Annotated in this window: 12 protein-coding genes and 1 other annotated feature; all 12 genes read right to left on the bottom strand. The window is 38.2% G+C overall.

Annotation, left to right across the window (positions count from 1 at the left end):
- Nucleotides 1–101: 101 nt before the first annotated feature.
- The 12 genes from tuf to rplK all read right to left on the bottom strand — a co-directional run bounded on the left by tuf (nt 102) and on the right by rplK (nt 15,311).
- Nucleotides 102–1,292: an elongation factor Tu gene (tuf, locus tag BHF71_RS10785; protein WP_069657634.1), complete on the bottom strand. Its 1,191-nt coding sequence runs from the start codon at nt 1,290–1,292 to the stop codon at nt 102–104.
- 100 nt (nt 1,293–1,392) lie between these two features.
- Nucleotides 1,393–3,468, bottom strand: a complete 2,076-nt coding sequence (fusA, locus tag BHF71_RS10780) for an elongation factor G (protein ID WP_069657633.1) — start codon at nt 3,466–3,468, stop codon at nt 1,393–1,395.
- Between the two features lie 37 nt (nt 3,469–3,505).
- Nucleotides 3,506–3,976: a 30S ribosomal protein S7 gene (gene rpsG, locus BHF71_RS10775; protein ID WP_069657632.1), complete on the bottom strand. Its 471-nt coding sequence runs from the start codon at nt 3,974–3,976 to the stop codon at nt 3,506–3,508.
- A 55-nt stretch (nt 3,977–4,031) separates the two neighbouring features.
- Entirely contained in the window at nt 4,032–4,451 is a 420-nt protein-coding gene (rpsL, locus tag BHF71_RS10770) for a 30S ribosomal protein S12 (protein WP_069657631.1), read from the bottom strand.
- Between the two features lie 117 nt (nt 4,452–4,568).
- Nucleotides 4,569–4,820, bottom strand: a complete 252-nt coding sequence (locus BHF71_RS10765) for a 50S ribosomal protein L7ae-like protein (protein WP_069657630.1) — start codon at nt 4,818–4,820, stop codon at nt 4,569–4,571.
- A 78-nt stretch (nt 4,821–4,898) separates the two neighbouring features.
- Nucleotides 4,899–8,510: a DNA-directed RNA polymerase subunit beta' gene (gene rpoC / locus BHF71_RS10760; protein ID WP_218064940.1), complete on the bottom strand. Its 3,612-nt coding sequence runs from the start codon at nt 8,508–8,510 to the stop codon at nt 4,899–4,901.
- Nucleotides 8,511–8,557: 47 nt separating this feature from the next.
- Nucleotides 8,558–12,079, bottom strand: a complete 3,522-nt coding sequence (gene rpoB, locus BHF71_RS10755) for a DNA-directed RNA polymerase subunit beta (RefSeq protein WP_069657628.1) — start codon at nt 12,077–12,079, stop codon at nt 8,558–8,560.
- Between the two features lie 226 nt (nt 12,080–12,305).
- Nucleotides 12,306–12,917, bottom strand: coding sequence for a class I SAM-dependent methyltransferase (locus tag BHF71_RS10750; protein WP_069657627.1), 612 nt, complete (start codon nt 12,915–12,917; stop codon nt 12,306–12,308).
- Nucleotides 12,918–13,003: 86 nt separating this feature from the next.
- Complete coding sequence (gene rplL / locus BHF71_RS10745; protein ID WP_069657626.1) at nt 13,004–13,369, bottom strand: 50S ribosomal protein L7/L12; 366 nt, start codon at nt 13,367–13,369, stop codon at nt 13,004–13,006.
- A 38-nt stretch (nt 13,370–13,407) separates the two neighbouring features.
- Nucleotides 13,408–13,905, bottom strand: a complete 498-nt coding sequence (gene rplJ, locus BHF71_RS10740) for a 50S ribosomal protein L10 (RefSeq protein WP_069657625.1) — start codon at nt 13,903–13,905, stop codon at nt 13,408–13,410.
- 28 nt (nt 13,906–13,933) lie between these two features.
- Nucleotides 13,934–14,058 (bottom strand) — a sequence feature (ribosomal protein L10 leader region).
- Between the two features lie 47 nt (nt 14,059–14,105).
- Nucleotides 14,106–14,843, bottom strand: coding sequence for a 50S ribosomal protein L1 (gene rplA / locus BHF71_RS10735; RefSeq protein WP_084024515.1), 738 nt, complete (start codon nt 14,841–14,843; stop codon nt 14,106–14,108).
- A gap of 42 nt (nt 14,844–14,885) precedes the next feature.
- Nucleotides 14,886–15,311: a 50S ribosomal protein L11 gene (gene rplK, locus BHF71_RS10730; RefSeq protein ID WP_069657623.1), complete on the bottom strand. Its 426-nt coding sequence runs from the start codon at nt 15,309–15,311 to the stop codon at nt 14,886–14,888.
- Between the last annotated feature and the right edge of the window lie 112 nt (nt 15,312–15,423).

Raw genomic sequence — 15,423 nt, 5'->3', positions numbered from 1 at the left:
AGGTGAGCAGGTTATAAAATACAATTTTCTAAAAAGAAAAGCCAGCGCATAAACGCTGGCTTAACTATTTTTTAGTACTTATGTAAGTACTATTCTCTATATTATTCAATGATAGTAGATACTACACCTGCTCCTACAGTACGTCCACCTTCACGAATAGCGAAACGAGTACCATCTTCGATAGCGATTGGTGCGATAAGTTCAACTTCCATAGTAATATTGTCTCCAGGCATAACCATTTCAGTACCTTCAGGTAAGTTGATTACACCAGTTACGTCAGTTGTACGGAAATAGAATTGTGGACGATAACCGTTGAAGAATGGAGTATGACGTCCACCTTCTTCTTTTGTTAATACGTAAACTTCTGCTTTAAACTTAGTGTGTGGGTTAACACTACCAGGTTTAGCTAAAACTTGTCCGCGCTCAATCTCTTTACGATCTACACCACGAAGAAGCGCACCAATGTTATCTCCAGCTTCAGCTTGATCAAGAAGCTTACGGAACATTTCTACACCAGTAACTACAGTCTTCTTAGTTTCATCGGAAAGACCAACGATTTCAATTTCGTCTCCAACTTTGATTACTCCACGTTCAACACGTCCAGTAGCAACTGTACCACGACCAGTGATTGAGAATACGTCCTCAACTGGCATTAAGAATGGCTTATCAGTATCACGCTCTGGAGTTGGAACGTACTCATCGACTGCAGCCATTAACTCATGAATTGCATTTGCCCATTCACTTGATGGATCCTCAAGAGCCTTAAGAGCTGAACCTTTGATTACAGGAATATCGTCTCCAGGGAAATCGTACTCGGACAATAGATCACGAATTTCCATTTCAACTAGCTCTAGTAACTCTTCATCGTCTACCATGTCAACTTTGTTCATGAATACAACGATGTAAGGAACCCCTACTTGGCGAGAAAGAAGGATATGCTCACGAGTTTGTGGCATAGGACCGTCTGCTGCAGATACAACTAGGATAGCGCCGTCCATTTGAGCAGCACCAGTGATCATGTTCTTAACGTAGTCAGCGTGTCCTGGGCAGTCAACGTGTGCATAGTGACGAGTTTCAGTTTCGTATTCTACGTGTGCAGTAGAAATTGTGATACCACGTTCACGCTCTTCTGGAGCCTTATCAATTTGATCGTATGCGGTAGCTTCAGCTCCACCAGCTTTAGCTAATACAGTAGTAATAGCTGCTGTTAAAGTTGTTTTACCATGGTCAACGTGTCCAATGGTACCAATATTAACGTGTGGTTTAGTACGTTCGAATTTTTCTTTAGCCATTTTATTTCTTCCTCCTTAATTAACTAATTCTTATATGTTGAAGAAATTCACCTACAGGAACTGCAGGTAAATTTCTATATTAATAAATTAACTGGAGTTTTTATTCTCCTTTTTGTTTAGCTATAATTTCATCAGCAATGTTCTTTGGTACTTCTTCATAATGGTCAAAGTGCATTGAGTAGTTTCCACGTCCTTGAGTACGTGAACGAAGTGATGTTGCATAACCAAACATCTCAGCAAGTGGAACAAAAGCACGAATATGTTGAGCTCCGGCTTGAGCTTCCATTCCTTCGATACGTCCACGACGGGAGTTTAGGTCACCCATAACATCTCCCATGTACTCTTCCGGTACGACTACTTCCACTTTCATAATTGGCTCTAATAGAACTGGGTTACATTTGCTCTTCGCAGCCTTAAACGCCATGGAACCAGCGATCTTAAATGCCATTTCTGAAGAGTCAACATCATGGTAAGAACCGTCAAAGATTGTAGCTTTGATATCGATAGCAGGATAACCAGCAATTAAGCCATTTTTCATCGCTTCTTCAATACCCGCTTGAACTGCTGGGATGTATTCTCTTGGAACTACACCACCGACAATTTTATTTTCGAACTCAAAGCCCTTTCCTGGCTCAAGTGGTTCAAATTCAATCCATACGTGTCCATATTGACCACGTCCACCGGACTGACGTACGAACTTACCTTCAACCTTAGCAGCCGTACGAATAGTTTCTTTATATGCAACCTGAGGAGCACCAACATTAGCTTCCACCTTAAATTCACGCTTTAAGCGGTCAACAATAATATCTAAGTGAAGCTCACCCATACCTGCAATTATTGTTTGTCCAGTCTCCTCATCTGTATGAGTCTTGAATGTTGGATCTTCTTCTGCAAGTTTAGCCAAAGCCATTGCCATCTTATCTTGGTCAGCTTTAGTTTTTGGTTCAACAGAAAGACGGATAACTGGCTCTGGAAACTCCATGGACTCAAGAACAATAACTTCTTTTTCATCACAAAGCGTATCTCCAGTTGTTGTATCCTTTAACCCAACCGCTGCTGCAATATCTCCGGAATATACAGTGCTAATTTCTTCCCTATGGTTAGCATGCATTTGTAGAATACGCCCGATTCTCTCACGCTTACCTTTTGTTGAGTTTAGTACATAAGAACCAGAATTTAATATACCAGAATATACACGGAAGAATGTTAACTTACCAACATAAGGGTCAGTCATAATCTTAAATGCTAAAGCTGAGAAAGGTGCATTATCATCAGCTGGTCTTTCTGCCTCAGAACCATCTTCAAGTGTTCCCTTAATTGCTGGGATATCAATCGGAGATGGTAGATAATCGATTACAGCATCTAACATTAACTGAACACCTTTGTTTTTGTAAGAAGAACCACAAAGTACTGGGAAAACTTCTACATTAATAGTTCCCTGACGAAGAGCAGTTTTAATCTCTTCATTTGTGATTTCTTCTCCCTCTAAGTACTTCATCATTAGTTCTTCGTCCAGTTCTGCAACTGACTCTACTAGCTTAGTTCTCCATTCTTCAGCTAATTCCTTATATTCATCTGGGATTTCACGAGCTTCTGCACGTGTTCCAAGATCATCAAGGTAGTAATAAGCTTCCATAGTTATTAGGTCAATAATACCCTCAAATTGATCTTCTGCACCAATAGGAAGTTGAATTGGCACAGGTTTAGCTTGTAAACGATCTTCAATAGTTTTAACAGATTTTAAGAAATCAGCACCAATGATGTCCATTTTGTTTACATATACAATACGTGGTACACCATAGGTTGTTGCTTGACGCCAAACAGTTTCTGTTTGAGGTTCAACGCCACTTTTAGCATCTAAAACAGTAACAGCTCCATCTAATACACGTAAGGAACGTTCAACTTCTACCGTAAAATCTACGTGTCCTGGAGTATCAATGATGTTAATACGGTGACCTTTCCATTGAGCAGTTGTAGCAGCAGAGGTAATAGTAATACCTCTTTCTTGCTCCTGCTCCATCCAGTCCATTGTTGCAGCACCTTCATGAACCTCACCGATTTTATGAGTACGACCAGTGTAGTAAAGAATTCGTTCAGTAGTAGTTGTCTTGCCGGCATCAATGTGTGCCATGATACCGATATTACGTGTATTTTTTAAGGAGAATTCTCTTGGCATGACTATTTCTCCTTTCTAAAAGTTTATGATTTAAAGATTACCAACGATAATGAGCAAAAGCCTTATTCGCTTCGGCCATCTTATGAGTATCTTCTTTCTTCTTTACAGATGCACCAGTATTATTTGCAGCATCAATAATTTCAGCAGCTAAACGCTCTTCCATTGTTTTTTCTCCACGAAGGCGTGAATAGTTAACCAACCAACGTAACCCTAATGTAGTTCTACGTTCAGGCTTTACCTCTACAGGTACTTGGTAGTTAGCTCCACCAACACGACGAGCTTTAACTTCTAAAACAGGCATTATATTTTTAAGTGCTTGTTCAAATACCTCCATCGGATCCTTACCAGTACGCTCTCTGATAATGTCGAAAGCACTGTAAAGAATCTTTTGGGAAACACTCTTCTTACCATCAACCATCATCCGATTGATTAAACGTGTTACTAATTTGCTGTTGTATATTGGATCAGGTAACACATCTCTACGAGAAACAGGTCCTTTACGTGGCATTATTTCCCCTCCTTTGCTACATAACCTATTTTGGATAGTACTACAGTACTAAAGATTATTTTTTCTCCTTTGGTCGTTTAGTACCATACTTAGAACGACCTTGCATACGGTTCTGAACTCCCGCAGTATCTAAAGCACCGCGAACGATATGATAACGAACCCCTGGCAGGTCCTTAACACGTCCTCCACGCACTAATACAACACTATGCTCTTGAAGGTTGTGCCCAATTCCAGGAATATATGCTGTAACCTCGATACCATTGGTTAAGCGTACACGCGCATACTTACGAAGCGCAGAGTTAGGCTTTTTAGGAGTCATTGTTCCTACACGAGTACATACACCACGTTTTTGAGGTGAGCTTTGGTTTGTTTGTTCCTTTTTAAAACTGTTATAACCTTTTTGTAAAGCAGGTGCCGTAGATTTTACTACTTTACGTTTGCGTCCTTTACGAACTAATTGATTAATTGTTGGCATATCGCCACCTCCTTCCTTAAGTTAAGCCCACAGATCCAGGCGGTTCATAATTTTTCAAAATAAATTGCAAGACAATACATCACGCTGTATTACAGCCTGATGCTTGTCATGCAATAGTTAGTCTTTCAATACAGCAACAGCTGCTGCACCGACATCAATACCACTTGCTTTACCAAGTTGTTTCATTGAGTCGACATACGAAATAGCAATTTTTCTCTCTTCGCTGTACTGAATTATTCTTGAAGTAAGTCTTTGATCAGCGTCTTTTGCTACGATTACCTCTTGAGCTTTCCCTTGTTCAATCGCTTTTAAGGTTTGCTTCAAGCCTACAGATAAGCGTTTAGCCTGTTTTACTTTTTCATAAGACATAATCCTACATCCTCCAAAGAACAGGATTTACGCACACTTAAACATGATAACATTCCTGAACTCTATTGTCAATCATTATTAGGAATTAACTTCTAAAGTTTCAGCTAATTCCGCAGAATTCGAATCAGTCGGCTTCTTAATTTGAATATTTCGGTACTTAGCTAACCCAGTTCCCGCTGGTATCAACTTACCAATGATTACATTCTCTTTCAATCCTACCAACTTATCCACTTTCCCTTTTATTGCAGCTTCTGTTAATACACGAGTTGTTTCTTGGAATGAAGCAGCTGATAAGAAGGAATCAATTTCAAGAGATGCTTTTGTGATACCAAGGATTACCGGTCTTGCTGTCGCCGGTCTTTTACCATTTATAAATGTTTCTTGGTTGGCAGATTCAAAATCACGTAAATCTATTATGGAACCAGGTAATAAATCAGTTTCACCACTATCGATCACCCGAACCTTACGAAGCATTTGACGAATCATAATCTCAATATGCTTATCGTTGATTTCAACACCTTGAAGACGGTATACCCTCTGAACTTCTTGAAGTATATAATTTTGTACACCTTGAATCCCCTTAACTCTTAATAACTCTTTAGGATCGATAGAACCTTCTGTAAGCTCATCTCCAGCCTTCACCTGTTGGTTAAGAGATACTTTGATTCTAGCACCAAACGGTACAGAGTAAGACCTGACTTCTACTTCTCCTGTTATTTCAATTTCACGCTTTTCTTTACTATCTCTAATATCAGTTACTTCACCATCTATTTCTGAAATCACAGCTTGACCTTTTGGATTCCTAGCTTCAAACAATTCTTGAATACGTGGTAAACCTTGAGTGATATCATCTCCGGCAACCCCACCAGTGTGGAATGTTCTCATTGTCAATTGAGTTCCAGGTTCTCCAATGGATTGTGCAGCAATCGTTCCAACAGCTTCACCAATTTCTACACCTTTACCAGTAGCAAGATTTCGTCCATAACACTTCTTACAAACTCCATGACGTGTTCGACATGTTAATACTGAACGTATTGCCACTTCTTTAATGCCAGCATTAATAATCTCCTCAGCTTTTTCCTCGTCGATCAATTGATTACGCTGTACTATTATTTCATCGGTTTCAGGATGACGCACCGTTTCAAATGCATATCTGCCTAGGATACGATCATACAATTTCTCTATAATCTCATTGCCATCTTCAATATTAGTTACTCTAAAGCCTTTATCAGTATTGCAATCTTCCTCACGAACTATCACATCTTGGGCCACGTCAACCAAACGACGTGTTAAATATCCTGAGTCAGCAGTACGTAATGCTGTATCAGCTAATCCTTTACGAGCACCGTGGGTCGAAATGAAATATTCTAATACTGTCAGACCTTCACGGAAATTGGACTTAATAGGCAACTCAATAATTCGTCCGGAAGGCGCAGCCATCAAACCGCGCATACCAGCTAACTGAGTAATCTGCGAAACGTTACCTCGAGCACCTGAGTTAGCCATCATGTAAATAGAGTTGAAACGGTCTAATGAATTCATTAGTACCTCTGTAATCTGATCCTTCGCTTTACTCCAAATCGAAATAACTCTATCATATCGTTCATCATCGGTTATTAAACCTCTACGATATTGTTTTAGAACTTCTTGGACTTTTTCTTCAGCTTCTTTAAGAATTTCATCCTTTTCTGCTGGGACGGTTACATCAGAAACAGCAATTGTAATTCCAGCTTTTGTGGAGTAAGTAAAACCTAACTCCTTAATTTTGTCTAAGATCACCGCAGTTTGTGTCGTATGGAAACGTCTAAATATTTCCGAAATAATCGAACCTAGATAACTCTTCTTCACAGCGCCTCTATTTGGGACGTTTTTAATAAACTCTTGTATGTCAACTCCCTTATCATAGATAAAATAATCATCTGGAGTTCCGTTTATTAAATTATTCTTAGTTGGTGCATTAATATACGGAAAATCATGCGGAAAGATCTCATTAAAGATGATCTTACCGATCGTTGTAACTATTAATGCGTTTTGCTGTTTTTCTGTGAAAGATGTTTTCCTTAGAGCTTTTACAGGAATAACTACCCTAGCCTGTAATGATGCATAGCCATTTTGATAGGCAGCTATGGCTTCCTCAGGACTATGGAAAATCATCCCTTCACCCTTATCTCCCTCTTTTTCTATCGTTAGATAGTAACACCCTAAAACCATATCCTGAGAAGGAGTTACTACGGGACTTCCGTCTTTCGGATTTAAAATGTTATGTGCAGCAAGCATTAATAATCTAGCTTCTGCTTGTGCCTCAGCAGATAATGGTACATGGACAGCCATTTGGTCACCATCAAAGTCAGCATTATATGCCGTACATACGAGTGGATGAAGCCTTATAGCACGCCCTTCTACAAGTATTGGTTCAAAAGCCTGAATTCCTAATCTGTGCAACGTTGGAGCACGATTAAGCAATACTGGGTGTTCTTTAATAACTTCTTCAAGTACATCCCATACTTCAGGGCTTAACCTTTCAACTTTACGTTTCGCACTCTTAATATTATGTGCAATCTCTTTATTCACTAATTCTTTCATTACGAATGGCTTAAATAATTCTAGAGCCATTTCTTTAGGTAATCCGCATTGATACATCTTAAGGTTTGGACCAACGACTATAACAGAACGACCAGAATAGTCAACCCTCTTGCCCAGTAAGTTTTGACGGAAACGTCCTTGTTTACCTTTTAACATATGACTTAATGATTTTAAAGGACGATTTCCAGGACCCGTTACTGGTCTACCCCTACGGCCATTATCAATCAAAGCATCAACTGCTTCCTGTAACATTCTTTTTTCATTTTGAACAATGATATCTGGAGCACCTAGGTCTAACAATCTTTTTAAGCGATTATTTCTGTTGATAACCCTTCTATATAAATCATTCAAATCTGAAGTTGCGAATCTTCCACCATCAAGCTGAACCATCGGACGTAATTCAGGCGGTATAACTGGTAGTACATCCAATATCATCCATGATGGTTTGTTTCCTGATGATCTAAATGCTTCAAGAATTTCTAAACGTTTAATGATTCGATTACGCCTTTGTCCTTGAGCTTCTTTAAGTTCTTCTTTTAAAGTTTTCACTTCTTTATCTAGATCAATCTCTTCTAGAAGTTTTTTAATCGCTTCTGCTCCCATTCCTGCTGAGAAGCTATTTCCATACTTCTCTTTATAATTACGATACTCTTTTTCTGTTAGCAGTTGCTTTTTTTCTAAAGGAGTATCACCAGGATCGGTTACCACATATGAAGCGAAATAAATAACTTCCTCTAGTGATCTAGGGGACATATCTAGAACTAGCCCCATTCTACTTGGAATACCTTTGAAGTACCAAATGTGAGATACCGGCGCAGCTAGTTCAACATGCCCCATTCTCTCTCGTCTAACCTTAGATCTTGTAACCTCAACACCACAACGGTCACAAACAACGCCTTTATATCTTACACGCTTGTATTTTCCACAATGACATTCCCAGTCTTTTGTAGGTCCAAATATCTTTTCGCAAAATAGCCCTTCTTTTTCTGGTTTTAACGTACGATAATTAATTGTTTCTGGTTTTTTAACCTCTCCATATGACCAAGATCTGATCTTTTCTGGAGAAGCCAATCCTATTTTCATAAACTCAAAATTATTAACATCCATCAAAGGGCACACCTCCCTTATTCATAAAGCGGAACTTATAATTTTGCTTACTCTTCATTACCTTCAAGATTCAATGTTAACTTCTCTGAGTGATCATCCTCATCATCAAACTCTTTAATCTCAATTTCTTCTTCGTTTTCTGAAAGAATTTTAACATCCATCCCTAAACTTTGAAGTTCTTTGATAAGAACTTTAAATGACTCAGGGATTCCTGGTTCAGGAACATTTTCTCCTTTTACGATCGCCTCATAAGTTTTAACACGCCCTACAACATCATCTGATTTAACAGTAAGTATTTCTTGCAATGTATAAGCAGCACCATATGCCTCTAAGGCCCATACTTCCATTTCTCCAAAACGTTGTCCACCAAACTGCGCCTTACCACCCAGTGGTTGCTGAGTTACAAGGGAGTATGGCCCGGTTGAACGAGCATGAATCTTATCATCAACCATGTGGGCTAATTTAATCATATACATAACTCCAACAGTAACCCTTCTTTCAAAAGGCTCGCCTGTTCTACCATCATACAAAATTGTCTTACCATCTCTAGCAAATCCTGCTTCTTCTAACGCATTAAACACATCATTCTCTCTCGCACCATCAAATACTGGTGTAGCAACATGGATACCTAACGCTTTAGCAGCCCACCCTAGGTGAACTTCTAATACCTGACCGATGTTCATGCGTGATGGAACTCCTAAAGGGTTTAAAACAACATCAACAGGTGTACCATCAGGTAAGAACGGCATATCTTCTTCAGGTAATATTCTCGCTATAACACCTTTATTACCATGGCGTCCGGCCATCTTATCTCCTTGGGAAATCTTACGCTTTTGGGCAATATATACTCGTACTAATTGGTTAACACCTGGTGGTAATTCGTCTCCATTTTCCCTCGTGAAGACTTTTACATCGACAATAATTCCATCTTGTCCATGTGGCACTCTTAATGATGTATCTCGTACTTCTCTCGCCTTTTCACCAAATATCGCATGTAATAGACGTTCTTCAGCTGTTAACTCGGTAACACCCTTAGGCGTTACTTTTCCTACTAAGATATCTCCCGGACGAACTTCTGCACCAATTCGGATTATTCCACGTTCATCCAGATTTTTTAATGCTTCCTCACCTACATTAGGAATATCACGTGTAATTTCTTCAGGTCCAAGTTTAGTATCTCGTGCTTCAGACTCATACTCCTCTATATGAATAGAAGTATAAACATCTTCTTTCACAAGTCGTTCACTTAACAATATAGCATCCTCATAGTTATAACCTTCCCATGTCATAAACGCAACGACTACGTTTCTACCAAGAGCTATTTCTCCCATTTCTGTAGAAGGCCCATCTGCTATAATATCTCCTACTTTTACTCTATCTCCTTTTCGGACTAAAGGTCTTTGATTTATACATGTTCCTTGGTTTGACCGCATAAACTTATGTAGTTTATATCGAACCAAATCCCCGTTTACTAACTTACCATCAATTTCTTTTTGAACACGGACTTGAATTTCTCGTGCATCAACACGTTCAACAATTCCATCATGTTTAGAAACGATACAAACCCCAGAGTCCTTTGCAGCTTTATACTCCATTCCTGTACCAACAAAAGGCGCTTCAGGAACTATCAATGGTACAGCCTGTCGTTGCATGTTTGAACCCATCAACGCACGGTTAGAGTCATCATTCTCAAGGAAAGGAATCATTGCTGTCGCAACTGAAACAACTTGTTTAGGTGACACGTCGATGAAGTCAACTCTTTCTTTAGGAACAATCAAGTTCTCATCTTTATATCTGGCGATAACTTCGTCGTCTAAGAAGTTTCCATCCTCATCTAGTTTCGCATTCGCTTGAGCAATAACATAGTTATCCTCTTCATCAGCTGTTAAATACACTATTTCATCAGTAACCCGATTAGTTTCTGGATCCACTTTTCGATAAGGTGTCTCTATAAAACCATATTCATTTACACGAGCATAAGATGATAAAGAGTTAATCAATCCAATGTTTGGACCTTCAGGAGTCTCAATTGGACACATTCTTCCATAATGCGAATGATGTACGTCACGCACCTCAAATCCTGCTCTTTCTCTAGTTAATCCACCAGGACCTAAAGCACTTAAACGTCTTTTGTGTGTTAGTTCAGCCAGTGGGTTAGTTTGATCCATAAATTGTGAAAGCTGACTGCTCCCAAAAAATTCCTTGATAGATGCAATTACAGGACGTATGTTAATCAAAGCCTGCGGTGTAACCATGTTTGCATCCTGAATGGACATTCTCTCACGAACGACCCTCTCCATTCGTGATAATCCAATTCTAAATTGGTTTTGTAATAGCTCCCCAACTGAACGAAGACGACGATTACCTAGGTGGTCAATATCATCAGTGTCTCCTACTCCGTATAAAAGATTAATGAAATAACTTATAGTAGAAATAATATCAGCAGGTGTAATATGTTTAACAGATTTATCAATCACCTGATTGGAAATAACTTTGATTATCAAACCATCCTCAATAGGTGAAAAGATATTAATAGATTGAAGCGGGATTGTTTCTTCTAAAACTCCACCCCGTGGTTCATAATCAACAAAATTTACCCCATTTTCTAAATAAGGAAGCAACTTATCTAACAAGCGACGGTCTATTACTTGTCCTGCTTCTGCTAAAATCTCCCCTGTTTGAGGATCAATTAATGTTTCTGCTAAACGTTGATTAAACAGTCTATTTTTGATATGAAGCTTTTTATTAATTTTGTATCTTCCCACATCCGCTAAGTCATATCTCTTAGGATCAAAAAATCTTGAGATCAATAAATTCTTAGCATTCTCAACTGTAGGAGGTTCACCCGGACGTAATCTTTCATATATCTCCAATAATGCTTTCTCAGTAGAATCAGTATTGTCTTTTTCAAGTGTATTACGAATAAACTCATTATCACCTAATAAGTCAATTATTTCTTCGTCGGTCCCAAATCCTAACGCCCTTAGAAGTACCGTTGCCGGTAACTTCCTAGTACGATCAATCCGCACATAGATAATATCCTTGGCATCTGTTTCTAATTCCAACCAAGCACCTCGATTTGGTATAACCGTAGATGTATAGGTTTTTTTACCGTTTTTATCTACTTTAGTACTGAAGTAGACACTCGGAGACCTCACTAATTGACTTACAATAACCCTTTCTGCTCCATTGATAATGAAGGTTCCTGTTTCTGTCATTAGCGGGAAGTCACCCATGAATACGTCCTGCTCTTTTACTTCACCTGTTTCCTTATTGATCAAGCGGACCTTCGCTCTAAGTGGAGCCGCATAGGTAACATCGCGCTCCTTGGCCTCATCAACGGTGTACTTAGGTTCACCTAAACTATAATCGAAAAATTCTAGATTCAAGTTCCCTGTGAAATCTTGAATAGGTGAAATATCCTTAAACATTTCTCTTAAGCCAACATCCAAAAACCACTGATAAGATTTAAGTTGAATCTCGATAAGATTAGGTACTTCTAGCACCTCTTTGATTCTAGCGTAGCTTCTACGTTGCCTTCTACCTAACTGTACAAGATGTCCCGCCAAATCTTTTCACCCCTTAAGACCAGAGTAATTACTACAAAAAAGAAAAATGGGTATAAAACCTCATTTTTTATAAACTTTTATATTATTGATTTCTTTCCAAAATTATCTATTTCCATTCTTTTTTTTAAAAAAATCTTGACAAATCGCAATGATTATATATAATTACAACTTTCGCATTTTATAACATTACCATAAATAAAAATGATAGTCAAGAATTAATTTTAAATTATTTGGTACTTTTTATTATAAAATATCCTTTTTTCTTCTCGACGATATCAACTTGCGAAAAAGTAGCTTCTAATTTTTTAATTGCTGAAGGAGCACCTTGTTTTTTCTGAATAACAATCCATAATTCACCTTTATCACTTAAATGATGGTAAGATTGTTCAAATAACTCATGAATTAGTTTTTTTCCGGCTCTAATTGGAGGATTTAACAAAATATAATTAAAATCCCGTTCTTCTATTTTGGTAAAACCATCGCTTTGTTTTACATAAACTTCTATATTATTTCCGATATGATGCTGATTGGTAATCAGATTATGCTTAGCAAGTTCAATTGCTCTCTCATTAATATCTACTAGATGTACTTCTCCCTTTGATAACTGAGAAGAAATGATAATGCCAATCGGACCGTACCCACAACCCAAATCTAATATTTTCGCTTCATTTGGAACTGGAAATGTTTCTATAAGTAACGATGAGCCAAAATCAACCCTGTTTTTCGAAAAAACACCCGCGTCTGTTTTAAAAATAAATTCCCTATTGTGAAAGATTGATTTAATAATTTTCTCATCATGTCCTACGTTTGGTTTTTCACTATAGTAATGATTCACCATTTAAGTTCCTCCAGAAATATTCACCCTAATACTTATACTAGCCAAAAAACCCGCTGTTCTATACAGCGGGTTTTGTATCAAGATAACTACTTAAGCTCGATAGTCGCTCCAGCTTCTTCTAACTTAGCTTTAATAGACTCAGCTTCATCCTTGGAAACTTTCTCTTTAATTGCTTTTGGAGCATTGTCAACTAATTCTTTTGCTTCTTTTAATCCTAAACCAGTTACTTCACGAACAGCTTTGATAACGTTGATCTTAGAAGATCCTGGGCTAGATAGGATTACATCAAACTCAGTTTGTTCTTGTGCCGCTTCAGCAGCTGCACCTGCTCCCATAACAGCAACTGGAGCTGCAGCAGTAACACCAAATTCTTCTTCAATTGCTTTAACTAAATCATTTAATTCTAAAACAGTCATATTTTTTATAGCTTCAATGATTTGCTCTTTAGTCATTATATATTCCCTCCTATTTTTTTGAATTATACTTAATATTAGGCTTCTTGACCTTCTTCTTTCTCAGCAACAGCTTTAACAGCTAGTGCCATATTACGCATTGGCGCTTGTAATACGCTAAGCAACATAGAAAGTAATCCATCTCTTGAAGGTAACGCTGCAAGTGCTTTAACTTCATCAACACTTAATAATTTACCTTCTAAAAGTCCTGCTTTAATTTCTAAAGCCTCATGTTCCTTAGCAAAATCAACTAGAATCTTAGCTGGTGACACTAGGTCTTCGTAACTGAATGCAATAGCTGTAGGTCCAGTTAAAAACTCATTAACATCTGAAAGTTCAGCTTGTTCTGCAGCACGTCGAACCATAGTATTCTTTAATACTTTATACTCAACACCAGCTTCACGAAGACTTTTTCTAAGTTCTGTTACTTCAGCAACATCAAGTCCACGATAGTCAGTAAAGATTGTTGACTTACTATCTTTAAGTTTTTGTGCAATATCTGCAACTAACTTCTGTTTCTCTTCGCGAACGCCCATTACATGCACCTCCTATTTGTTTTATCATTACCGCAAACAAAAATGCCTTCGCACACAGCAAAGGCATAATAATCTCCGAAGAATTTATTATTACCTCGGTAGGAAATTAAGCCATCCGGCACCTACTGTCTACGGTATCTAAATTATATTAACTTATCAAACGATAATCATGATAACACATATGCAAACTAATGTCAAAATTATTTAGTCACTTTAGACAGGTTAATTTTAACACCAGGACCCATTGTTGAGCTCACAGATACATTACGAATGTATTGTCCCTTTGCTGCGGCTGGTTTAACCTTAATTAAAGTATCAATAATAGTTTGTAGATTTTCAACTAGTTTAGAATCATCAAAGGAAACTTTACCTATTGGTGCATGAATGTTACCAGCTTTATCTACACGATACTCAATCTTACCAGCTTTAATTTCGTTCACAGCTTTTGCTACATCAAATGTAACAGTACCAGTTTTAGGGTTTGGCATCAAACCTTTTGGTCCTAAGATACGTCCCAATTTACCAACTGCACCCATCATATCTGGAGTAGCAACAACTACATCAAAGTCAAACCAACCTTGTTGAATTTTATTAATGTAGTCATCGTCACCTACATAATCAGCGCCAGCTGCTTCTGCTTCTTTAGCTTTTTCACCTTTAGCAAAAACAAGTACACGCTGAGTTTTACCAGTACCATGTGGTAACACAACTGCTCCACGTATTTGTTGATCAGCTTTCTTTGGATCAACTCCTAGGCGAACAGCTACTTCAACAGTCTCATCGAAATTTGCTGAAGCTATCTTCTTAACAATAGCGATCGCTTCAGATGGGTCATAAACTTGATTTTGGTCATATTGCTTAACAGCTTCCATATACTTTTTGCTAAGTTTAGCCATTTCACTTTCCTCCTTCGTGGTTATTGCGGCTTTACCTCCCACTATTATAGGGTTGGTATTTAAACCAACCCTTTATAACTATTCTTAGTCTTCAATAACTATTCCCATGCTACGTGCAGTACCTTCAACCATACGCATAGCCGCTTCGATATCAGCTGCATTCAAATCAGGCATTTTTTGTTCAGCAATCTCACGTACTTTATCACGCTTAATTGTAGCAACTTTATTTCTATTAGGTTCTCCAGAACCTCTTTCAATTCCAGCAGCTTTCTTAAGCAATACTGCAGCAGGCGGGGTCTTAGTAATGAATGTAAAAGAACGATCCTCGAAAACAGAGATTTCAACAGGAATTATTAATCCTGCTTGGTCTGCTGTACGAGCATTAAATTCTTTACAAAATCCCATAATATTTACACCTGCTTGACCAAGCGCAGGACCAACTGGTGGTGCTGGGTTCGCTTTTCCAGCAGGAATTTGTAGCTTCACTACTTTGATCACTTTCTTTGCCATGCGAAACACCTCCTTAGTCCAAAATGTGGTTAGCGGGGTATTCCCTCCCACTCAAACAAACCAATTAAATAAAAAAACTTTGAAAAACCGCATAACAAATTAAATTTAACAT

The sequence above is a fragment of the Vulcanibacillus modesticaldus genome, from assembly GCF_001730235.1.
GTDB classification, from domain to species: domain Bacteria; phylum Bacillota; class Bacilli; order Tepidibacillales; family Tepidibacillaceae; genus Vulcanibacillus; species Vulcanibacillus modesticaldus.
Note: the sequence above shows the minus strand (reverse complement) of the source record. Positions and strands in the feature narration are given on the sequence as shown.